The sequence below is a fragment of the Pseudomonas lactis genome (genome assembly GCF_001439845.1).
Lineage (GTDB): Bacteria > Pseudomonadota > Gammaproteobacteria > Pseudomonadales > Pseudomonadaceae > Aquipseudomonas > Aquipseudomonas lactis.
The window spans coordinates 131,103-152,332 of record NZ_JYLO01000002.1 but is presented as its reverse complement, the minus strand read 5'-3'; the positions used below and the strand labels follow the sequence as shown (position 1 = coordinate 152,332).

Here is a 21,230-nt window from a genome sequence, read left to right as displayed (position 1 = left end):
CATGTCTGTGCATACCATGGAAACCCTGGCGCTGTTCGACAGCGCGCCCTACCAGAACGCCTTCAGCGCCCGGGTGATTGCCGTCAGCGAACAGGGTATCGCCCTGGAGCACACCCTGTTCTACCCCACCGGCGGCGGGCAACCGGGCGATACCGGCCACCTCACCCTGGCCGACGGCACACGGGTGCAAGTGACCGGCACGGTGCGCGACCCGGTGTTGCGCTCGATCATCTGGCATCAGGTGGACCACTGCCCCGAACAGTTGGCCGCTGGCGTCCAGATCGACGCCGGGCTGGATTGGGAGCGGCGCTACCAGCACATGAAGATGCACACCTGCCTGCACTTGCTGTGTTCGCTGATCGACGCGCCCGTGACCGGTTGCAGCATCAGCGCAGATAAAGGCCGCCTGGATTTCGACCTGCCGGAGATGACCCTGGACAAAGACGGACTCACCCGTGACCTCAACGCCCTGATCGAGCAGGCCCACGCGGTAAAAACCCTGTCGATGCCCGCCACCGAGTACGCGACCCTGCTGCAGATCACCCGCACCCAGGCGGTTGCGCCGCCGGTGGTCTCGGGTTCGGTCCGGGTGATTGAAATCCCCGGCATCGATATCCAGCCCTGCGGCGGTACTCATGTACTCAATACCGAGGAAATCGGCCGGGTGTTCTGCGAGAAGATCGAGAAAAAGAGCAAACACAACCGCAGGGTGATACTGCGGTTTGAATAGATTCTGAAGCAGAAACTTCAGTCAACTGTGGGAGCTGGCTTGCCTGCGATAGCTGACATCCAGTCAATTCATGTGGGGCTGACACACCGCTATCGCAGGCAAGCCAGCTCCCACAGCGACCGTGCTGTTTTTCAGATCGTGAACAGGTCCATGAAACGGTTCACAGGTGTCGCCTCAAGCCGCGCCTGGTCCTTGCACAGGGCGACAATCTCAGCGCTGCGTTGCGCGGTGAACCGCGTGGCCAGGTTGGCCTTGAACTTGTCTTCCAGCAGTGGAATGCCGTCCACCCGACGGCGGCGATGGCCAATCGGGTACTCCACCACCACCTGCTCGGTGCAGGTGCCATCCGTGAAAAACACCTGCACCGCGTTGGCAATCGAGCGCTTGTCGGCCTCCAGGTATTCGCGGCTGTAGCGCGGGTCTTCGATGACGACCATCTTGTCGCGCAGCTCATCGATGATCGGGTGGGCCGCGTGGAAATCATCTTCATACTGCTCGGCCACCAGGTTGCCGAACGCCAAGGGCACGGCGGTCATGTATTGCAGGCAGTGGTCGCGATCAGCGGCGTTGGCCAACGGGCCGACCTTGGAAATAATGCGAATCGCCGACTCGTGAGTAGTGATCACGATACGGTCGATTTCATGCAGGCGATGCTTGACCAGCGGGTGCAGGGCGACTGCCGCTTCACAGGCAGTTTGCGCGTGAAACTCGGCCGGGAAGCTGATCTTGAACAGCACGTTCTCCATCACGTAGGTGCCGTAGGGTTGGGGCAGGCTGAAGGCGCGGTTGTCCTCGGGCTTGAGCGCCAGGTCCTTGTTGGTGTGGCTGAACAGCACGTCGTAGAAGCCCCATTGCGGCGCACTCAGCACGCCGGGGATGCCCATTTCGCCACGCAAGGCGATGTCTGCCAGGCGCACGCCGCGGCTCGATGCATCGCCTGCCGCCCAGGATTTGCGCGAGCCGGCATTCGGCGCATGGCGATAGGTGCGCAGCGCCTGGCCATCGACAAACGCGTGGGACAACGCCGATAACAGTTGTTCACGGTTGGCCCCCATCAGCTTGGCGGTGACCGCCGTGGAGGCGACTTTCACCAGCAACACATGGTCGAGACCTACCCGGTTGAAGGAGTTCTCCAAGGCAATCACCCCTTGGATTTCGTGGGCCATGATCATCGCTTCCAACACTGCACGCACGGTCAGCGGCGCGTCGCCATTGGCCAGGCGCTTTTGCGACAGGTGATCGGCCACGGCGAGGATGCCGCCAAGGTTGTCCGAAGGGTGGCCCCATTCAGCGGCGAGCCAGGTGTCGTTGTAGTCGAGCCAGCGCATGATGCAACCGATATCCCAGGCGGCCTTGACCGGGTCCAGGCGAAACGAAGTGCCCGGCACCCGTGCACCGAACGGCACCACGGTGCCCTCCACCATCGGCCCCAGGTGCTTGGTGCACTCGGGGAAGCGCAGGGCCAGCAGGCCACAGCCGAGGGTGTCCATCAGGCAGTTGCGGGCGGTATCCAGGGCATCCTGGGAGTCGATGCGGTAGTTGAGGACATAGTCGGCGATGTCCTGCAACACCGGGTCGTAGTCGGGACGGTTGTTCTGGTCGACGTTGGCGCTCATGGCAGTTCTCCTAAAAGTTGGTTGTTCCATCCTCAGGGTCAGGGTTTGATCGTTCCCACGCGGAGCGTGGGAATGCATCCCGTGACGCTCTGCGTCACAGCAGGACGCAGAGCGTCCCAGGCGGCGTTCCCACGCGGAGCGTGGGAACGATCAAGCTAGAAAGCGTCGCCGGGGATGCGCACATAGCCTTCCATTAACACCCGCGCACTGCGGCTCATGATGGCTTTTTTCACCACCCATTCACCGTCCACCTGGCTGGCCTCGGCGCCGACGCGCAAGGTGCCGGACGGGTGCCCGAAGCGCACGGCATTGCGTTCCACGCCGCCTGCCGCCAGGTTGACCAAAGTGCCGGAAATCGCCGCGGCGGTGCCAATCGCCACCGCCGCAGTGCCCATCATCGCGTGGTGCAGTTTGCCCATCGACAAGGCGCGCACCAGCAAATCCACATCGCCGGCCTTGATCGCCTTGCCACTGGAGGCCACGTAATCGGCAGGCTTGGCGACGAACGCCACCTTGGGCGTGTGCTGGCGCTGGGCGGCCTCGTCCAGGTGTTTGATCAGGCCCATGCGCAACGCGCCATACGCCCGCACGGTCTCGAACATCGCCAGGGCCTTGGGGTCGCTGTTGATCGCGCCTTGCAGCTCGGTACCGGTGTAGCCCAGGTCTTGGGCATTGATGAAAATCGTCGGGATACCGGCGTTGATCAACGTGGCCTTGAAGGTACCGACGCCGGGCACCTCCAGGTCGTCGACGAGGTTGCCGGTGGGGAACATCGAGCCACCACCGCCCTCTTCTTCCGCCGCCGGGTCCATGAATTCCAGCTGCACTTCGGCGGCCGGGAAGGTCACGCCATCCAGTTCAAAGTCGCCGGTTTCCTGCACCGCGCCGTCGGTGATCGGCACGTGGGCGATGATGGTCTTGCCGATGTTGGCCTGCCACACCCGCACCACGGCCACGCCGTTATGGGGTACGCGGGCCGCATCGACCAGGCCGGCACTGATGGCGAACGAACCCACCGCCGCCGACAGGTTGCCGCAGTTGCCACTCCAATCGACAAATGGCTTGTCGATGGAGACCTGGCCGAACAGGTAATCCACGTCGTGATCGGCGCGGCTGCTTTTGGCCAGGATCACGGTCTTGCTGGTGCTCGAGGTGGCCCCACCCATGCCGTCGATCTGCTTGTCATAGGGGTCGGGACTGCCAATCACCCGCAGCAACAAGGCGTCGCGTGCAGGGCCCGGCACCTGCGCCGCTGCGGGCAGGTCCTTAAGGCTGAAGAACACTCCCTTGCTGGTGCCGCCACGCATGTAAGTGGCGGGGATTCTGATTTGCGCTACGTGTGCCATGGTTATCCTCTTCAGGCGGTTGCCTTTGATTCCAGGAAGTCCTGGGCGAAACGCTGCAACACGCCACCCGCCTCGTAGATCGACACTTCTTCGGCGGTGTCCAGGCGGCACGTCACCGGCACCTCGACACGTTCGCCATTCTTGCGGTTGATCACCAGAGTCAGCTGCGCACGCGGGGTGCGCTCGCCGACCACGTCATAGGTTTCACTGCCGTCGATCTTGAGGGTGTGGCGGTCGGTGCCCGGCAGGAATTCCAGGGGCAGCACGCCCATGCCCACCAGGTTGGTGCGGTGGATGCGCTCGAAGCCTTCGGCGGCAATCGCTTCCACACCGGCCAGGCGTACGCCCTTGGCCGCCCAGTCACGGGACGAGCCCTGGCCATAGTCGGCACCGGCGATGATGATCAGCGGTTGCTTGCGCTCCATGTAAGTCTCGATGGCTTCCCACATGCGCGTGACCTTGCCTTCCGGCTCGATACGCGCAAGAGAGCCCTGCTTGACCTTGCCGTTTTCCTGCACCATTTCGTTGAACAGTTTCGGGTTGGCGAAGGTGGCGCGCTGCGCCGTCAAATGGTCGCCCCTGTGGGTGGCGTAGGAGTTGAAGTCGACTTCCGGCAAGCCCATCTTCGCCAGGTATTCACCGGCGGCGCTGTCGAGCATGATCGCGTTGGACGGCGACAAGTGGTCGGTGGTGATGTTGTCCGGCAGCACCGCCAGCGGGCGCATGCCTTTGAGCGGCCGTGCACCGGCCAGCGCGCCTTCCCAGTACGGCGGGCGGCGGATATAGGTGCTTTGTGGGCGCCAGTCGTACAGCGGCGTGACCTTGGGGCCGGTGTCTTCGTGGATGGCGAACATCGGGATATACACGGCACGGAATTGCTCGGGTTTTACCGAAGCCTTGACCACCGCGTCGATCTCTTCATCGCTCGGCCAGATATCCTGCAGGCGGATCTCCTTACCATCGGCGTCCAGGCCGAGCACGTCCTTCTCGATGTCGAAACGGATGGTGCCGGCAATCGCATAGGCCACCACCAGCGGCGGCGACGCCAGGAAGGCTTGCTTGGCGTAAGGGTGAATGCGCCCGTCAAAGTTGCGGTTACCCGACAACACTGCGGTGGCGTACAGGTCGCGGTCGATGATCTCTTGCTGGATCACCGGGTCGAGCGCGCCGGACATGCCGTTGCAGGTGGTGCAGGCAAAGGCCACCACGCCAAAACCGAGTTTTTCCAGCTCATGGCCAAGTCCCGCTTCTTCCAGGTACATGGCCACGGTTTTCGAGCCCGGCGCCAAAGACGACTTGACCCACGGCTTGCGGGTCAGCCCCAGCTTGTTGGCGTTGCGTGCCAACAGGCCGGCGGCGATCACGTTGCGCGGGTTGCTGGTGTTGGTGCAGCTGGTGATGGCGGCGATGATCACCGCGCCGTCGGGCATTTGCCCCGGCACGTCATCCCATTGGCCAGCGATGCCTTTTGACGCCAGGTCGCGGGTGGCCAGGCGGGCATGCGGGTTGCTCGGGCCGGCCATGTTGCGCACGACGCTGGAGAGGTCGAAGCTCAGGCTGCGCTCGTACTGCGCGCCTTTCAGGTCGTCCGCCCACAGGCCAGTGTGGCGTGCATATTGCTCGACCAGGGCGACTTGTTCGTCTTCGCGGCCGGTGAGTTTGAGGTAGGCAATGGTTTGCGCGTCGATGTAGAACATCGCGGCAGTGGCGCCGTACTCCGGGGCCATGTTGGAGATGGTGGCACGGTCACCCAAGGTGAGTGCCGCAGCCCCTTCGCCGAAGAACTCCAGCCAGGCGCCGACCACCTTCTGCTGGCGCAGGAACTCGGTGAGCGCCAGCACCATATCGGTGGCGGTAATGCCCGGTTGCAGCTTGCCGGTCAATTCCACGCCCACGCTTTCCGGCAGGCGCATCCACGACGCGCGGCCGAGCATCACGCTCTCGGCTTCCAGGCCACCGACGCCGATGGCGATCACGCCCAGGGCATCCACGTGGGGCGTGTGGCTGTCGGTGCCGACACAGGTATCCGGGAAGGCCACACCGTCACGCACCTGAATCACCGGAGACATTTTCTCCAGGTTGATCTGGTGCATGATGCCGTTGCCCGGCGGGATCACATCAACGTTCTTGAAGGCCTTTTTGGTCCACTCGATAAAGTGGAAACGGTCTTCGTTGCGACGGTCTTCGATGGCACGGTTTTTTTCGAAGGCTTGCGGGTCAAAGCCACCGGCCTCGACGGCCAGTGAATGGTCGACGATCAACTGGGTGGGCACCACCGGGTTGACCTGCGCCGGGTCGCCGCCTTGCTGGGCGATGGCATCGCGCAGGCCGGCGAGGTCGACCAGAGCAGTCTGGCCGAGGATGTCATGGCACACCACGCGGGCCGGGAACCACGGGAAGTCGAGGTCGCGCTTGCGCTCGATCAGTTGGCTCAGGGATGCGTCGAGGGTGGCCGGGTCGCAACGGCGCACCAGGTTCTCGGCGAGCACGCGCGAGGTGTAGGGCAACGTGGCGTAGGCGCCGGGCGTGATTGCCTCGACAGCCGCACGGGCGTCGAAGAAATCCAGGCGGCTGCCGGGGAGCGGTTTGCGAAATTCAGTGTTCATCGTCAGGACTCGGTCACGGTAAGTTCGAAAGGTGAACTGTCGACACTGGCTCTGTTTCCTGTGGGAGCTGGCTTGCCTGCTCCCACAAAAAAGCACATTAGCCAGCGGGCACAGCCCATCCCATTCAGCGACGTTCGATTGGCACGAACTTGCGCTGCTCAACGCCGGTGTACTCGGCGCTTGGACGGATGATGCGGTTGTTGGCGCGCTGCTCGAACACATGCGCAGCCCAGCCGGTCAGGCGCGAGCACACGAAGATCGGCGTGAACAGCTTGGTCGGAATGCCCATGAAGTGGTACGCCGAGGCATGGTAGAAGTCGGCGTTGGGAAACAGCTTTTTCTGTTCCCACATGGTCTTATCGATGGCTTCGGAGACCGGGAACAACACGGTGTCACCCACTTCGTCAGCGAGTTTTTTCGACCAGCCTTTGATCACCTCGTTGCGCGGATCGCTGTCTTTATAGATCGCGTGGCCAAAGCCCATGATCTTGTCTTTGCGCGCCAACATGCCAAGGGTGCCTTCAACCGCTTCCTGGGCCGAGGAGAAACGCTCAATCATTTCCATCGCTGCTTCGTTGGCACCGCCGTGCAGCGGGCCGCGCAGGGAGCCGATGGCAGCGGTGACGCAGGAATACAGGTCGGACAGGGTCGATGCACACACCCGTGCGGTGAAGGTCGAAGCGTTGAATTCATGTTCGGCGTAGAGGATCAGTGACACGTTCATCACTTTGACATGCAGCTCGCTCGGTTTCTTGCCATGCAGCAGGTGCAGGAAATGGCCGCCGATGCTCGGCTCGTCGGTCACGCAGTCGATGCGCTGGCCGTCGTGGCTGAAGCGATACCAGTAGCACATGATCGCCGGGAACGCGGCGAGCAGGCGGTCGGTGACATCGCGCTGCACGCTGAAATCTTTCTCCGGCTCGATATTGCCAAGGAACGAGCACCCGGTGCGCATCACGTCCATCGGATGGGCGTCGGCGGGGATGCGTTCGAGCACTTCTTTCAGGGCCTGGGGCAGGTCACGCAGTTTGCTCAGCTTGTTGCTGTAAGCGGCCAGTTCGGCCTGGGTTGGCAATTCACCGTACAGCAGCAGGTAGGCGACTTCTTCAAACTGGGCGTCGGCGGCCAGTTCGCGTACGTCGTAGCCACGGTAGGTCAGGCCGGCGCCGGCCTGGCCCACGGTGGACAGTGCCGTCTGCCCGGCGACCTGGCCACGCAGGCCAGCACCACTCAATACTTTTGCTTCAGCCATGTTCGTTCTCCAATTTTGTAGTTGTTCAGGGAACCACAGGGTTTATTTTTTCGCGGCGAACAGCGCGTCGAGCTTCTGCTCGAAGGTGTGGTAGTCGATGCGATCGTAAAGCTCCATGCGCGTTTGCATGGTGTCGATCACATTCTGCTGGGTACCGTCGCGACGAATCGCGGTGTAGACATTCTCGGCCGCCTTGTTCATGGCACGGAAAGCCGAGAGCGGGTACAGCACAATGGAAACATCCGCAGATTTCAACTGTTCGGTGGTGTACAGCGGTGTGGCGCCGAACTCGGTGATGTTCGCCAGGATCGGCGCCTTCACGCGGGAGGCGAACAGCTTGTACATCTCCAGTTCAGTGATGGCTTCCGGGAACACCATGTCGGCACCGGCCTCGATGCACGCGGCGGCACGCTCCAGCGCGGACTCCAGGCCCTCGACCGCCAGGGCGTCGGTGCGCGCCATGATCACGAAGCTGTCATCGGTGCGCGCATCCACGGCGGCCTTGATACGGTCGACCATTTCCTGCTGGGACACGATTTCTTTGTTGGGGCGATGACCGCAGCGCTTGGCGCCCACCTGGTCTTCGATATGGATGGCGGCGGCGCCGAACTTGATCATCGACTTGACGGTACGTGCCACGTTGAACGCCGAGGAGCCGAAACCGGTGTCCACGTCCACCAGCAGCGGCAGGTCGCACACGTCGGTAATGCGGCGCACGTCGGTGAGCACGTCATCCAGGCCGGTGATGCCCAAGTCCGGCACGCCCAGGGAGCCGGCGGCTACACCGCCACCTGACAGGTAAATCGCCTTGAAGCCGGCGCGCTTGGCCAAGAGCGCATGGTTGGCATTGATGGCGCCCACCACTTGCAAGGGCTGTTCGCTGGCGACGGCGTCACGGAAACGCTGGCCGGGAGTGCTGTTGTTGTTGGAACTCATGACTCACCTCGTGATGAAGGCGCACCGTCCGGGAAGTGACGGGCAATGTTGCGTTTGGAGGCGCCGATATGCCGGCGCATCAACAGTTCGGCCAGTTCACCGTCGCGATCGGCAATCGCGTCCAGAATGCGGTGATGCTCGGCAAAGGCCTGGCGTGGACGATTGGGGGTGGCGGAGAACTGGATGCGGTACATGCGCACCAATTGGTACAGCTCGCCGCAGAGCATTTGGGTGAGGGTGCGGTTACCGGCGCCTTGAATGATGCGGTAGTGAAAATCGAAGTCGCCTTCCTGCTGGTAATAGCCAACACCAGCCTGGAACGCCGCGTCCCGTTCGTGGGTGTGCAACACCTGGCGCAGTTCTTCGATTTCCGCGTCGGTCATGCGCTCGGCGGCCAGGCGACAGGCCATGCCCTCCAGGGACTCGCGAATTTCATACAGTTCGACCAACTCGGCGTGGCTCAAAGACACCACGCGCGCGCCGACATGAGGCACCCGCACCAGCAGGCGCTGGCCTTCCAGGCGATGGATCGCTTCGCGCAAAGGGCCGCGGCTGATGCCGTAGGTGCGCGCCAGCTCCGGCTCGGAAATCTTGCTGCCGGGGGCGATTTCGCCTTTGACGATGGCGGCCTGGATACGCCGGAAGACGTTCTCCGACATGGTCTGGGAATCGTCCGGTGCCACCGCTGGTTTTTCGAGTTGCCCCAACATATTGTCGACACCTTGAAAAGCAATGCCGCAAAAACTAGTCAATTAGCCCCGCATAGTCAAAGAATAAATACACATTGTCGACAATCGTCTAATAACCGCCTCATTCGCTTGCGAAGGCATGGCCGCCTGCCAGCGCTGGCGCCAAAAAAGCATCATGTTAGAATGCCCGCCGCTTTTGCCTGACATCAGACGATGAAAGAGCGCACCCGAGATTGCGCAGCAATGCCAGTCGCCATGAAATGAACAGTGCACTGCCCTGCCTCAGGATTTATGAGACTCAAGCCTTACCTACTAGTGATGTGCCTGCTGTGCATACCGAGCCTTGGCGCTGGCGCCGAGAAGACCGTGTACGGCCTGAATGAATACGCCAAACTTGCAGGTATCGACCTGGAAGTGGCGGCCAAACTCGACACCGGCGCCAAGACCGCCTCGTTGAGTGCCCGCGATATCAAGCGCTTCAAGCGCAATGGCGAATCCTGGGTCCGCTTCTACCTGGCCATCGACACCGCCCATTCCCACCCCATCGAACTGCCCCTGGCGCGTGTCAGCAAGATCAAGCGCCGCGCCGGCGACTACGACCCCGATGAGGACAAGAACTACACCGCCCGCCCAGTGATTGCGCTGGATATCTGCATGGGCAGTGCTTTACGCAGCATCGAAGTGAACTTGACTGACCGCAGCGCATTCCAATACCCGCTGCTGATTGGCTCCGAAGCGCTCAAACGCTTTGATGCGCTGGTCGACCCCAGTCTTAAATATGCAGCAGGCAAACCCGCCTGCGCCGCCGACGCTTAATACCGCCGAGTAAACCGAATGCGCTCTCTGACCCTGCACCTGAAAATCCTGATCACCTTGCTGGTGGTGCTGGGCATTTCGGTCACCGCCTATCAGATCTTCGTGCTGGGAATTCCCGTCACCGAAGATGCCACCGACGACTTGTGGAACATCGACGCCAAGGTCGAGTTCGTCGCCAACCCGAAAGACCCGGTCAAGATCCAGATGTTCGTGCCGCCCCTGAGCCGCGACTTCGTCAGCCTCAATGAAAGCTTTATCTCCAACAACTACGGGGTGAGCGTCAACCGCATCGAAGGCAACCGCAAGGTCACCTGGTCGGCGCGCCGGGCCAAGGGCAACCAGACCCTCTATTACCGCCTGGTGCTGACCAAGCGCTACAGCGGCGAAAAGGTCAAGATCAAAGGCCCGACCTTCCGCGACAGCATCGCCGTGGAAGGCCCCGAGAAGATCGCCGCCGAAGCCCTGCTGGCGCCGATTCGCCAGCACTCGGCCGACGTCGAGACCTTTATCAGCGAAGCCATCAAGCGCACCAACAACCTCAACGACGACAATGTGAAGTTGCTGCTGGCCGGCGACCCCTCGACGCCGCACAAAGCCAAAATCGTCGAGCTGCTGCTGTCCATCGCCCACGTGCCGGTAGAGAAAGTCCACACCATCCGCCTGGTGGCCGACCAGCCGCAAACCCCCGAGCTGTGGCTGCGCAGTTTCAACGGCAACGACTGGCTGTACTTCAACCCGGAGACTGGCGAACAGGGCCTGCCCGCCGACCGCCTGCTGTGGTGGACCGGCGATGAAAACCTGATCACGGTCGATGGCGGCAAGAAGGCCATGGTGACCTTCAGCCTCAACAACAGCGAAATGAACGCGATTCGCCTGGCCAAGCTGACCGACGAAAACACCGACGCCAACTTCCTCGAATACTCGCTGTACGGCCTGCCGCTGCAAACCCAGCAGACCTTCATGATCATGGTGATGATCCCGATTGGCGTGCTGGTGATCCTGATCCTGCGCAACCTGATCGGCCTGCAAACCTTGGGCACCTTCACCCCCGTGCTGATCGCCCTGGCGTTCCGCGAGACCCAGTTGGGCTTCGGGATTGTGCTGTTCACGATCATCACGGCCCTGGGCCTGTCGCTCAGGTCGTACCTTGAACACCTGAAACTGCAGATGCTGCCGAGGCTGTCGGTGGTGCTGACCTTCGTGGTGGTGTTGATTGCCGCCATCAGCCTGTTCAGCCACAAGCTGGGGCTGGAGCGTGGCTTGTCGGTGGCGCTGTTCCCGATGGTGATCCTGACCATGACCATCGAACGCCTGTCGATCACCTGGGAGGAACGTGGTGCCAACCATGCGCTGAAAGTGGCGATTGGCACGCTGTTCGCCGCGTCCCTGGCGCACCTGATCATGAGCGTGCCGGAGCTGGTGTATTTCGTGTTCACCTTCCCGGCGATCCTGTTGATTCTGGTGGGCTTCATGCTGGCCATGGGTCGCTATCGCGGCTATCGCCTCACCGAGCTGGTGCGCTTCAAGGCGTTCCTGAAGGCTGACTCTTGATGTTCGGCTTCTGGAAGACCTGGAAGGCCCTGGAAGCGCGGGGGATCATGGGCATCAACCGGCGTAATGCCGACTACGTGCTCAAGTACAACAAGCGCAGCCTGTACCCCATCGTGGATGACAAGATCATCACCAAGGAACGGGCGCTGGCGGCCGGCATCCACGTGCCGGAAATGTACGGGGTGATCTCCACCGAAAAGGAAATCGACAAGCTCGACGAGATTATCGGTGGGCGCAGCGACTTCGTGATCAAGCCCGCCCAGGGCGCCGGCGGTGACGGCATCCTGGTGGTGGCCGACCGGTTCGAGGGGCGCTATCGCACGGTGTCCGGCAAAATCATCAGCCATGAGGAGATCGAGCACCAGATTTCCAGCATCCTCACCGGCCTGTATTCCCTCGGCGGCCACCGCGACCGCGCATTGATCGAGTACCGCGTGGTGCCCGACCAGATCTTCAAGAGCATCAGCTATGAAGGCGTGCCGGACATCCGCATCATCGTGCTGATGGGCTACCCGGTGATGGCGATGCTGCGCCTGCCCACCCGCCAATCCGGCGGCAAGGCCAACCTGCACCAGGGCGCGATCGGCGTGGGTGTAGACCTGGCCACCGGCCTGACCCTGCGCGGCACCTGGCTGAACAACATCATCACCAAGCACCCCGACACCACCAACGCCGTAGATGGCGTGCAACTGCCCAACTGGGACGGTTTCATGAAGCTCGCCGCCGGCTGCTATGAGCTGTGCGGGCTGGGTTATATCGGCGTGGACATGGTGCTGGACCAGGAAAAAGGCCCGCTGATCCTTGAGCTGAACGCACGGCCTGGGCTGAACATCCAGATTGCCAACGACTGCGGCCTGACGTTGCGCACCCATGCAGTAGAGGCGCGGCTGGAAGAACTCAAGGCGGCCGGGGTGACAGAGACCCCAGAGGAACGGGTGAAGTTCGTGCAGGAGATGTTCGGGCATATTCCGCCCGTGGAAGGCTGATCCGGTCTTCGAACTGTCTATCCCCGACATCCCCTCTAGGAGCAAATCCTACAGGGGACTACAATCCCCCTCCCCCGCGCCATTGGCTGATCCACCCCCGCATGTCGACCTGTTCCGTATACCCGTTGCCCTACCGGGCCAATCCCGCCGAGTTCTTTGCGGTCATTCGCCACGCCCCTGGTGCGGTGCTGCTCGACAGCGGCCGCCCGATGGCTGTTCGCGGCCGGTATGACCTGCTCAGTGCCTGGCCCGAAGCGATCCTGACGGTAGGGCCGGACGAAAGTGGCGGTGATTTCCTGCAACGCTTGCGCAAGAACCTCACGCAGTTGGGTCAAGCGACGTTGCCTGATGGCTATGACTTACCGTTTGCCGGTGGTTTGATCGGTTACCTGAGCTATGACTTTGGTCGGCACCTGGAGCAGGTTTCACACCTGGCCGTGGACGATTTGCATCTGCCCGATGCGCGTTTCGGGCTCTATGCCTGGGCGCTGGTCAGCGATCACCAGGTGCAAACCAGCCAGTTGGTCTTTCACCCTGCGCTGGCCGACAGCGAGCGGCAACGCTTGATCAACGTGTTCAGTCAGGCACAAAACGATGCGCCGACGACCTTCAAGCTTCACGGCCCCATGATCCCGGACCTCAGCGCCGAGGCGTATCACCAGGCCATCATTCGCATCCAGGATTACATCCAGGCCGGCGACTGCTACCAGGTCAACTTTGCCCAACGCTTTCGCGCGCCGTGCATCGGCGATCCATGGGCAGCCTACTGCGCGCTGCGCGAAGCCTGCCCGACGCCGTTTTCCGGGTTCCAGAGTTTGCCCGATGACGGCGCGGTGCTGAGCCTGTCGCCGGAACGCTTTGTGCGCATCAGCGAGCGTCAGGTGGAAACCCGCCCGATCAAGGGCACCCGCCCTCGCGGTTTAACCCCCGAAGAGGATGCCGCCAACGCCGCTGAGTTGCTCGCCAGCCCCAAGGACCGCGCAGAAAACCTGATGATCGTCGACCTGCTGCGCAACGACCTCGGCCGCAGTTGCCGCATCGGCTCAGTGAAAGTGCCGGAGCTGTTCAGCCTGGAAAGCTACCCCAACGTGCACCACTTGGTGAGCAGCGTCACCGGCGTATTGGCCGACGACAAAGACGCCCTCGACCTGATCGCCGGCAGCTTCCCCGGCGGCTCCATCACCGGCGCGCCGAAGATTCGTGCGATGCAGATTATCGACGAGCTTGAACCCACCCGCCGCGGGCTCTATTGCGGCTCGCTGGTGTACCTGGACGTGCGCGGCGAGATGGACAGCTCCATCGCGATTCGCAGCTTGCTGGTCAAGGACGGGCAAGTGTGTTGCTGGGGTGGCGGTGGGATTGTGGCGGATTCAGAGTGGCAGGCGGAGTATCAGGAGTCGCTGACGAAGGTGCGGGTGTTGTTACAGACATTGGAAAGTTTGTAGGGCCTGTACCGGCCCTATCGGGGGCAAGCCCCCTCCCACCTTCGACCGCGCCGCGATCAAAGGTGGGAGCTGGCTTGCCTGCGATGGGGCAATCAGTCGCGCCGCATAACTTACAGGCTCAACTGCCGATTCGACGCCTTGATAAACTCTGTCTTCAACTCTTCAAACGTATGCACCGCCGGAAACTGCGGGAATTCGCGAATCACATTGTCCGGCGCATGGAACAGAATCCCGCGGTCAGCTTCACCCAGCATGCTGGTGTCGTTATAGGAATCACCGGCAGCGATCACGCGGTAGTACAGGGTCTTGAATGCCAGCACCGATTGGCGTTTCGGGTCTTTCTGGCGCAGTTGGTAGCTGACCACTCGGTCGTTTTCATCGGTGATCAAGCGGTGGCAGAGCAGGGTTGGGAAACCCAGCTGACGCATCAGCGGCTGGGAGAACTCATAAAACGTGTCGGACAGGATCACCACCTGGAAGCGCTCGCGCAGCCAGTTGACGAACTCGATGGCGCCGTCCAGCGGCTTGAGCGTGGCGATCACGGCCTGGATATCGGCCAGCTTGAGCCCATGCTCGTCGAGGATGCGCAGGCGCTGCTGCATCAGCACGTCGTAGTCGGGAATGTCACGGGTGGTGGCCCGCAGGGACTCAATGCCGGTTTTCTCGGCGAAGGCGATCCAGATTTCCGGAACCAGCACCCCTTCCAGGTCAAGGCAGGCAATTTCCACACGACACTCCTATTAGATGTTGTTAGTTGAGCGAGCAAAAGGACTGCCGAACTCTAGCGACTCAAGCCCGCCGCCGCAACGCGGGACAGATTTTGATACCATCGCCCTCCTAGAGAGCGCTCAGCGCCACTGACCTGTAGGAACCGTCCTGATGAACCAAGCCTTCGACGTCGTTGAACTCGCCACGACTTATGCCAACAAGTCTGCCCAGGACATTCTCAAGCTGGCGTTCAGCCAGTTCGGCGATGACCTGTGGATTTCCTTCAGCGGTGCCGAGGATGTGGTGCTGGTGGACATGGCCTGGAAGCTGAACAAGAACGTCAAGGTGTTCAGCCTCGACACCGGCCGCCTGCACCCCGAGACCTACCGGTTTATCGAGCAGGTGCGTGAGTTCTACAAGATCGACATCGAACTGATCTCACCGGACCCGAGCAAGCTGGAGCCCTTCGTCAAAGAGAAAGGCCTGTTCAGCTTCTATAAGGACGGCCATGGCGAATGCTGCGGTATCCGCAAGATCGAACCGCTGCGCCGCAAACTTGCCGGTGTACGCGCCTGGGCCACCGGCCAGCGCCGCGACCAGAGCCCCGGCACTCGCAGCCAGGTGGCGGCGCTGGAAATCGACACGGCGTTTTCCACGCCGGAACGCACCCTTTACAAATTCAACCCGCTGGCACAGATGACGAGCGAGGAGGTGTGGGGTTATATCCGCATGCTCGAGCTGCCGTACAACAGCCTGCATGAGCGCGGGTTTATCAGCATCGGCTGCGAGCCCTGCACCCGGCCGGTATTGCCACGCCAGCATGAACGTGAAGGCCGCTGGTGGTGGGAAGAAGCCACGCAGAAGGAATGCGGGCTGCATGCGGGGAATATCATCAGCAAGGCTTGAGCCTCTGATGCCACCGCCTCTGTAGGAGCGAGCTTGCTCGCGAAAAACGTCAACGATAACGCGTGTTTCCTGAATGAACGCGGCGTCTGTGAGTTTTTCGCGAGCAAGCTCGCTCCTACAGAAAGCGAAATTTCCTTTTTGGTCGGGTGAATCTTGTACACAACCTTGTAACCATAAGTGCCATTTTTGTGTGCAACTTAATATACAACGCACCAAAACGTAACATCTCCCGGCGCCAATGGAGCTGTCTATAAATAGCCCTGCAATTAACAAAAAAATAAATACCTGTTCAAACGGTCAATTTATAACGCTTGTAATTCAGTAATTTATTCTCAAACTATATAAAAACGAAATTAGCCAAGATTTTCATATATCGAAAATTGGCACGCATATGGCTTAGGCATAAGTACGCTTTGTATACAATCAATACAAAACCTACATACACTTTGCCATCCGCCGCTTTGCTGCAGATGCGCTGGAGCCTGCCGGAATGCGTACAAGCCTCTCGAACACCCTCGCACTGGATCTGCCCTCCTCCCCATTAAACCCTGCAGCCGCCGGCCCCGGCCCGCTGGTGCTCAGCCCGCGCCTGCACAACAAGGACCTGGCGCCCACCAAGGTCGAAGGACGACGCTGGGGGCGCTATAGCATCTTCGCGTTGTGGACCAATGACGTGCACAACATCGCCAACTACTCATTCGCCATCGGCTTATATGCATTAGGCCTGGGCGGCTGGCAAATATTGCTGTCCCTGGGGATCGGCGCGGCGCTGGTGTACTTCTTCATGAACTTGTCGGGCTACATGGGGCAGAAGACCGGTGTGCCGTTTCCGGTTATCAGCCGCATCAGTTTTGGCATCCACGGGGCGCAGATTCCGGCATTGATCAGGGCGGTAATTGCGATTGCCTGGTTTGGGATCCAGACCTACCTGGCCTCGGTGGTTTTCCGCGTACTGCTGACAGCCATTCATCCAGGGTTTGCCGATTATGACCACGACTCGATTCTCGGCCTGTCGACCCTGGGTTGGGCGTGCTTTGTGGCGATCTGGTTGGTGCAGTTGGTGATTCTCGCCTATGGCATGGAAATGGTACGTCGCTATGAAGGCTTCGCCGGGCCGGTGATTCTGCTGACCGTGGCTGCGCTGGCCGGCTGGATGTACTTCCAGGCGAACGGGCAAATTGCCTGGTCGATCCGCGAGCCCCTGAGTGGCGGCGAGATGTGGCGCAATATCTTTGCCGGCGGCGCGCTATGGCTGGCGATCTACGGCACCTTGATCCTCAACTTCTGCGACTTCGCCCGCTCTTCGCCGTGCCGCAAAACCATCCAGGTCGGCAACTTCTGGGGCCTGCCGGTGAATATCCTGGTGTTCGCCGCCATCACCGTGCTGCTGTGCGGCGGGCAATTCCAACTCAATGGCCGGGTGATCGAAAGCCCGACCGAAATCATCGCGGCGATCCCCAACACCTTCTTTCTGGTGCTCGGCTGCCTGGCTTTCCTGATCGTCACCGTGGCGGTGAACATCATGGCCAACTTCGTCGCCCCGGCCTTTGTACTGAGCAACCTGGCGCCCAAGTACCTGAACTTCCGGCGCGCCGGGTTGATCAGTGCCTTTGTTGCCGTACTGATCCTGCCGTGGAACCTCTACAACAGCCCGTTGGTGATCGTGTACTTCCTCTCTGGCCTCGGCGCGCTGCTGGGGCCTCTGTACGGGGTGATCATGGTCGATTACTGGCTGATCCGTAAAAGCCAGGTGGACGTGCCACAACTGTATAGCGAAGACCCCCAAGGCATTTATTACTACAGCCGGGGGGTGAACATGCGTGCGGTGGCGGCGTTTATTCCGGCGGCGGTGATCGCCATCCTGCTGGCGCTGCTGCCGGGGTTTGCCAGCGTCTCGCCGTTTTCCTGGTTGTTTGGCGCCGGCATTGCCGGGTTGCTGTACCTGCTGATCGCCAAGCGCCAACCGCACTACGCCGATGTCAGCGGCGAAAGCATTGCCGTCGATAACGTCAGTCATTAAACAAGGACTTTCCATGCGTATCCTCGTGGTCAACGTCAACACCACCGAATCCATCACCGAGACCATCGCCCAGCAAGCACGGGCGGTGGCTTCACCGGGCACCGAGATTGTCGGGCTAACCCCGTACTTCGGCGCCGAATCGGTGGAAGGCAATTTTGAAAGCTACCTGGCGGCCATCGCCGTGATGGACCGGGTAATGGCCTACGACCAGCCCTTTGATGCGGTGATCCAGGCCGGCTATGGCGAACATGGCCGCGAAGGCTTGCAGGAACTGCTCAATGTGCCGGTGGTGGATATCACCGAAGCGGCGGCCAGCACCGCGATGTTCCTGGGGCACGCCTACTCGGTGGTGACCACCCTGGACCGCACTGTGCCGCTGATTGAAGACCGGCTGAAACTCGCCGGCCTCTACCAGCGATGCGCTTCGGTGCGCGCCAGCGGCATGGCGGTGCTGGAGCTGGAAGAAGACCCGTTGGGCGCCATGGAGGCCATCGTGCGCCAGGCGGAACTGGCCATTCGCGATGACAAGGCCGAGGTGATCTGCCTGGGCTGCGGCGGCATGGCCGGGCTGGACGAGCAGATTCGCCAGCGCACCGGGGTGCCGGTGGTGGACGGGGTGACGGCGGCGGTGATGGTGGCCGAGTCGTTGGTGCGGTTGGGGTTGTCCACGTCGAAGGTCAGAACGTATGCCACGCCGCGGCCGAAGAAGGTCATCGGTTGGCCGGGCAAGTTCGGGCGGTAGACCGATGCGCCTGCATCGCGGGCAAGCCCGGCTCCCACAGTGATCGGGACCCCATGTGGGAGCCGGGCTTGCCCACAGTGACAGCGACCCCATGTGGGAGCCGGGCTTGCCCACAGTGACAGCGACCCCATGTGGGAGCCGGGCTTGCCCGCGATGGCCACGACTCGATGTAAGGCCGTGCTCAGATAGCACTGAACCGTTGAGCCAGTTTCTGCTCGGCAAACTGCTCAATAACGAAATCCACAAACGCCCGCGTCTTGCCCGGCAGCAATTTATGCTCGGCGTAGTAGATGGAAATATTGCCGTCGTCCACATACCAATCGGGTAACACTCGCACCAACGCCCCGCTGTCCAAGAACGGCACGGCCATCGGCATGCTCACCAGCGCGATACCAAGGCCCTGGGCACTGGCGCAGCAAGCGGCTTCGGAGTCGCTCATGGTCATGGCCGGCTTCAGTACCAGTGGGCTGTGCTCGCGCTCACGGTGGGTCAGTTGCCATGAACGCACCCGGCCAGTCTGCGGCGAGCGAATCAAGATGCCGAGGCAGTGCGACAGGTCCTCGGGCGCCAGCACTGGCAAGCGCCGCGCCAGGTAATCCGGCGACGCCACCAGCACCCGGTGCGCCGGCGTCAACTTGCGCGCCACCACGCCTTGGGGCAGCTCAAAACCACCGCCGATAGCGGCATCGAAGCCTTGCCCGATCAGGTCGACCTGGCGGTTATCGAAGTGCCAGTCCGGACTGATATCAGGACAGCGCCGCATAAATTCGCCCAACAACGGCACCACGTACCGATTGCCGAACACTGGCCCCATGCTGACCTTGAGCGTGCCCACCGGCCGCCCTTCGGCACTGGCCAGGTTGGCGACCGCATTCTGAATGGTGGTGAGGCTGCTGCTGACTTCCGCCAGGAACATTTTGCCGGCTTCGGTCAGCGCCAGGCGCCGAGTGCTGCGCTGGAACAGCCGCACACCGAGGCGCGCCTCCAGCTTGGCGACGCTTTTACCCACTGCAGCAGGCGTGAGGCTCAGGTGCCGTGCAGCCTCGGCAAAGCTGCCACCCTCGGCGCTGCGCACAAAGCATTCGATACTGCCAAAGCTTTCCATATGGCCCCACTCTAAACTTTTGGTTTACACAGACTATAGCAACCACGGGCTACCGAGCTGCGCGGGTGAGGTCGATACTCGCTCCATCAACTACCTCGGAGATCGACATGACCACACACAACCTCACCGGCAAAGTCGCCTTGATTCAAGGCGGTTCCCGCGGCATCGGCGCCGCCATCGTCAAGCGCCTCGCCGCCCAGGGCGCAGCGGTTGCCTTTACCTACGTCAGCTCGGCCGCCAAGGCCCAAGCGTTGCAGAACGAAGTGATCAGCGAAGGCGGCAAAGCCCTGGCGATACAGGCCGACAGCGCCGATGCCACGGCGATTCGCGCGGCGGTCAACGCCACGGTCGAGGCGTTTGGACGCCTGGATATCCTGGTGAATAACGCTGGCGTGCTGGCCATCGCCCCACTGGACGAATTCAAGCTGGAAGACTTCGACCAGACCTTGGCGATCAACGTACGCAGCGTATTTATCGCCACCCAGGAAGCCGCCAAGCATATGGGCGAAGGTGGCCGCGTGATCAATATCGGCAGCACCAACGCCGAACGCATGCCCTTTGGCGGTGGCGGGCCCTACGCCATGAGCAAGGCGGCGCTGGTGGGGTTGACCAAGGGATTGGCGCGGGACCTGGGGCCACGTGGCATCACCATCAACAACGTGCAGCCTGGGCCGGTGGACACCGACATGAACCCGGCGAACAGCGATTTTGCCGAAAGCCTGATCGGGTTGATGGCGGTAGGTCGGTATGGGCATGTGGAGGAGATCGCCAGTTTTGTGGCGTATCTGGCCGGACCGGAAGCGGGCTATATCACGGGCGCCAGCCTGACCATTGATGGTGGGTTCAGCGCCTGATTTTGCAAAACCGCACACCAAATGTGGGAGCGGGCTTGCCCGCGAAGGCGGTGTGTCAGTGGCACATCTGTCACTGCGCTACCGCTTTCGCAGGCAAGCCCGCTCCCACATTTTTGACCGCGCGGGGTCAGGCCATGGGAGGCAAGCCGTAGGCGGCCAGGTCAAAGTCGGCGAGCTTGCGAATAATCTGGTCAGCATGCTGGTACTTGCTGTCAGCCATCGCCTCATCGGGCACCGCAATAGCGGTCATGTTGGCAGCCTTCGCCGCCGTCACGCCGAACGGCGAGTCTTCGAACACCAGGCAATCCTCAGGCGCCACACCCAAGCGGCGCGCGGCGGTAAGGAAGATGTCCGGCGCGGGCTTGGCGGCGCCGACTTCCGGGTCGTCGGCGGTGACGATGGTGTCGAACAGGCCAAACCATTCACGGTGCAAGGTGGTCTTGTGGCCAAACGAATTACGCGATGAACTGGTGCCCACCGCAATTGGAATATTGTGCGCCTTCAAGTGCCGCACCAACGCCTCGGCGCCGGGCATGCCCAGGGCCTTGGGAAAACGCTCGCTCATCAGCGGTTCGCGTATTTCCAGAAACTCGGCGGGCGTGATCGGAAGGTCCAGTGCCTTGACCACGTAATCGGCCAAATCCTGAGCACCGCGCCCGATGATGTGCTGCTTGATGCCCCAGTCGTAGGTACGGCCATAGCGTTCGGCAATGATCTGCGTGACTTCGGTGTAGATGCCTTCGGTATCCAGCAACAACCCGTCCATATCGAAAATCACGGCCTTGATCGGGACAGCGGTACGCGGTGCATTCATCACAACACAACCTTGGGGCGAGGACTAAAAGGATTCAGCACAATAACGGCCCTCGTTGCCTGCAAGCAACCTTCGTGGACCAACCGTTGATTCATACCACGCAACAGT

Annotated in this window: 18 protein-coding genes; 9 read left to right on the top strand and 9 right to left on the bottom strand. The window is 61.4% G+C overall.

Going from position 1 to position 21,230, the window contains the following annotated elements; genetic code table 11:
- Position 1: 1 nt before the first annotated feature.
- Positions 2–730 carry an alanyl-tRNA editing protein gene (locus tag TX24_RS03590; protein WP_003193309.1) on the top strand — a complete coding sequence of 243 codons (729 nt, stop codon included), beginning with the start codon at positions 2–4 and terminating at the stop codon, positions 728–730.
- A 131-nt stretch (positions 731–861) separates the two neighbouring features.
- Here the strand turns inward: TX24_RS03590 and prpD are convergent, their stop codons facing one another.
- The 6 genes from prpD to TX24_RS03560 all read right to left on the bottom strand — a co-directional run bounded on the left by prpD (position 862) and on the right by TX24_RS03560 (position 9,196).
- Positions 862–2,346 carry a 2-methylcitrate dehydratase gene (prpD, locus tag TX24_RS03585; RefSeq protein ID WP_057709734.1) on the bottom strand — a complete coding sequence of 495 codons (1,485 nt, stop codon included), beginning with the start codon at positions 2,344–2,346 and terminating at the stop codon, positions 862–864.
- Between the two features lie 155 nt (positions 2,347–2,501).
- Positions 2,502–3,692 carry a 2-methylaconitate cis-trans isomerase PrpF gene (gene prpF / locus TX24_RS03580; protein WP_003193313.1) on the bottom strand — a complete coding sequence of 397 codons (1,191 nt, stop codon included), beginning with the start codon at positions 3,690–3,692 and terminating at the stop codon, positions 2,502–2,504.
- 11 nt (positions 3,693–3,703) lie between these two features.
- Complete coding sequence (acnD, locus tag TX24_RS03575; RefSeq protein WP_003193315.1) at positions 3,704–6,298, bottom strand: Fe/S-dependent 2-methylisocitrate dehydratase AcnD; 2,595 nt, start codon at positions 6,296–6,298, stop codon at positions 3,704–3,706.
- A gap of 124 nt (positions 6,299–6,422) precedes the next feature.
- On the bottom strand, positions 6,423–7,550 hold the full coding sequence (gene prpC / locus TX24_RS03570; RefSeq protein WP_014719499.1) for a bifunctional 2-methylcitrate synthase/citrate synthase: 1,128 nt from the start codon (positions 7,548–7,550) through the stop codon (positions 6,423–6,425).
- Positions 7,551–7,592: 42 nt separating this feature from the next.
- The gene (gene prpB, locus TX24_RS03565; RefSeq protein WP_003193320.1) at positions 7,593–8,486 is read right to left on the bottom strand and encodes a methylisocitrate lyase; all 894 of its coding nucleotides are present in this window, start codon (positions 8,484–8,486) and stop codon (positions 7,593–7,595) included.
- Positions 8,483–9,196, bottom strand: coding sequence for a GntR family transcriptional regulator (locus tag TX24_RS03560; RefSeq protein ID WP_057709733.1), 714 nt, complete (start codon positions 9,194–9,196; stop codon positions 8,483–8,485). Before TX24_RS03560 ends, prpB begins: the two co-directional genes overlap by 4 nt.
- Before the next feature lie 270 nt (positions 9,197–9,466).
- On the opposite strand from TX24_RS03560, the gene rloA reads away from it, so the two are divergent.
- The 4 genes from rloA to pabB all read left to right on the top strand — a co-directional run bounded on the left by rloA (position 9,467) and on the right by pabB (position 13,973).
- Positions 9,467–9,991, top strand: a complete 525-nt coding sequence (rloA, locus tag TX24_RS03555; protein ID WP_014719501.1) for a retropepsin-like aspartic peptidase RloA — start codon at positions 9,467–9,469, stop codon at positions 9,989–9,991.
- An 18-nt stretch (positions 9,992–10,009) separates the two neighbouring features.
- Positions 10,010–11,542, top strand: a complete 1,533-nt coding sequence (gene rloB, locus TX24_RS03550) for an osmotic stress tolerance membrane protein RloB (protein ID WP_057709732.1) — start codon at positions 10,010–10,012, stop codon at positions 11,540–11,542.
- Positions 11,542–12,528 carry an alpha-L-glutamate ligase-like protein gene (locus TX24_RS03545; protein WP_003193326.1) on the top strand — a complete coding sequence of 329 codons (987 nt, stop codon included), beginning with the start codon at positions 11,542–11,544 and terminating at the stop codon, positions 12,526–12,528. Before rloB ends, TX24_RS03545 begins: the two co-directional genes overlap by 1 nt.
- Before the next feature lie 101 nt (positions 12,529–12,629).
- Positions 12,630–13,973, top strand: coding sequence for an aminodeoxychorismate synthase component I (gene pabB, locus TX24_RS03540; RefSeq protein ID WP_057709731.1), 1,344 nt, complete (start codon positions 12,630–12,632; stop codon positions 13,971–13,973).
- A 110-nt stretch (positions 13,974–14,083) separates the two neighbouring features.
- Here the strand turns inward: pabB and thrH are convergent, their stop codons facing one another.
- Positions 14,084–14,701 (bottom strand): bifunctional phosphoserine phosphatase/homoserine phosphotransferase ThrH, encoded by a 618-nt coding sequence (gene thrH / locus TX24_RS03535; RefSeq protein ID WP_003193330.1) that lies wholly within the window; start codon positions 14,699–14,701, stop codon positions 14,084–14,086.
- Between the two features lie 151 nt (positions 14,702–14,852).
- On the opposite strand from thrH, the gene TX24_RS03530 reads away from it, so the two are divergent.
- The 3 genes from TX24_RS03530 (at position 14,853) to TX24_RS03520 (ending at position 18,349) form a co-directional block, all read left to right on the top strand.
- Positions 14,853–15,587 (top strand): phosphoadenylyl-sulfate reductase, encoded by a 735-nt coding sequence (locus TX24_RS03530; protein WP_034136191.1) that lies wholly within the window; start codon positions 14,853–14,855, stop codon positions 15,585–15,587.
- A gap of 490 nt (positions 15,588–16,077) precedes the next feature.
- Positions 16,078–17,607, top strand: coding sequence for an NCS1 family nucleobase:cation symporter-1 (locus TX24_RS03525; RefSeq protein WP_003193334.1), 1,530 nt, complete (start codon positions 16,078–16,080; stop codon positions 17,605–17,607).
- Between the two features lie 13 nt (positions 17,608–17,620).
- Positions 17,621–18,349, top strand: coding sequence for an aspartate/glutamate racemase family protein (locus TX24_RS03520; protein ID WP_034136192.1), 729 nt, complete (start codon positions 17,621–17,623; stop codon positions 18,347–18,349).
- Positions 18,350–18,530: 181 nt separating this feature from the next.
- Here TX24_RS03520 and TX24_RS03515 read toward each other — a convergent pair whose 3' ends face one another.
- Positions 18,531–19,454, bottom strand: coding sequence for a LysR family transcriptional regulator (locus TX24_RS03515; RefSeq protein WP_057709730.1), 924 nt, complete (start codon positions 19,452–19,454; stop codon positions 18,531–18,533).
- 107 nt (positions 19,455–19,561) lie between these two features.
- Between TX24_RS03515 and TX24_RS03510 the strand changes: the two genes are divergently transcribed.
- Positions 19,562–20,308 carry a 3-oxoacyl-ACP reductase family protein gene (locus TX24_RS03510; RefSeq protein ID WP_003193340.1) on the top strand — a complete coding sequence of 249 codons (747 nt, stop codon included), beginning with the start codon at positions 19,562–19,564 and terminating at the stop codon, positions 20,306–20,308.
- 127 nt (positions 20,309–20,435) lie between these two features.
- Here TX24_RS03510 and TX24_RS03505 read toward each other — a convergent pair whose 3' ends face one another.
- Positions 20,436–21,122, bottom strand: a complete 687-nt coding sequence (locus tag TX24_RS03505; protein ID WP_003193342.1) for an HAD-IA family hydrolase — start codon at positions 21,120–21,122, stop codon at positions 20,436–20,438.
- Positions 21,123–21,230 lie beyond the last annotated feature (108 nt).

Coding starts and splice junctions, on each gene's coding strand:
- TX24_RS03590 (WP_003193309.1), top strand. CDS start 2: ATGTCTGTGCATACCATGGAAACCCTGGCGCTGTTCGACAGCGCGCCC.
- prpD (WP_057709734.1), bottom strand. CDS start 2,346: ATGAGCGCCAACGTCGACCAGAACAACCGTCCCGACTACGACCCGGTG.
- prpF (WP_003193313.1), bottom strand. CDS start 3,692: ATGGCACACGTAGCGCAAATCAGAATCCCCGCCACTTACATGCGTGGC.
- acnD (WP_003193315.1), bottom strand. CDS start 6,298: ATGAACACTGAATTTCGCAAACCGCTCCCCGGCAGCCGCCTGGATTTC.
- prpC (WP_014719499.1), bottom strand. CDS start 7,550: ATGGCTGAAGCAAAAGTATTGAGTGGTGCTGGCCTGCGTGGCCAGGTC.
- prpB (WP_003193320.1), bottom strand. CDS start 8,486: ATGAGTTCCAACAACAACAGCACTCCCGGCCAGCGTTTCCGTGACGCC.
- TX24_RS03560 (WP_057709733.1), bottom strand. CDS start 9,196: ATGTTGGGGCAACTCGAAAAACCAGCGGTGGCACCGGACGATTCCCAG.
- rloA (WP_014719501.1), top strand. CDS start 9,467: ATGAGACTCAAGCCTTACCTACTAGTGATGTGCCTGCTGTGCATACCG.
- rloB (WP_057709732.1), top strand. CDS start 10,010: ATGCGCTCTCTGACCCTGCACCTGAAAATCCTGATCACCTTGCTGGTG.
- TX24_RS03545 (WP_003193326.1), top strand. CDS start 11,542: ATGTTCGGCTTCTGGAAGACCTGGAAGGCCCTGGAAGCGCGGGGGATC.
- pabB (WP_057709731.1), top strand. CDS start 12,630: ATGTCGACCTGTTCCGTATACCCGTTGCCCTACCGGGCCAATCCCGCC.
- TX24_RS03530 (WP_034136191.1), top strand. CDS start 14,853: ATGAACCAAGCCTTCGACGTCGTTGAACTCGCCACGACTTATGCCAAC.
- TX24_RS03525 (WP_003193334.1), top strand. CDS start 16,078: ATGCGTACAAGCCTCTCGAACACCCTCGCACTGGATCTGCCCTCCTCC.
- TX24_RS03520 (WP_034136192.1), top strand. CDS start 17,621: ATGCGTATCCTCGTGGTCAACGTCAACACCACCGAATCCATCACCGAG.
- TX24_RS03515 (WP_057709730.1), bottom strand. CDS start 19,454: ATGGAAAGCTTTGGCAGTATCGAATGCTTTGTGCGCAGCGCCGAGGGT.
- TX24_RS03510 (WP_003193340.1), top strand. CDS start 19,562: ATGACCACACACAACCTCACCGGCAAAGTCGCCTTGATTCAAGGCGGT.
- TX24_RS03505 (WP_003193342.1), bottom strand. CDS start 21,122: ATGAATGCACCGCGTACCGCTGTCCCGATCAAGGCCGTGATTTTCGAT.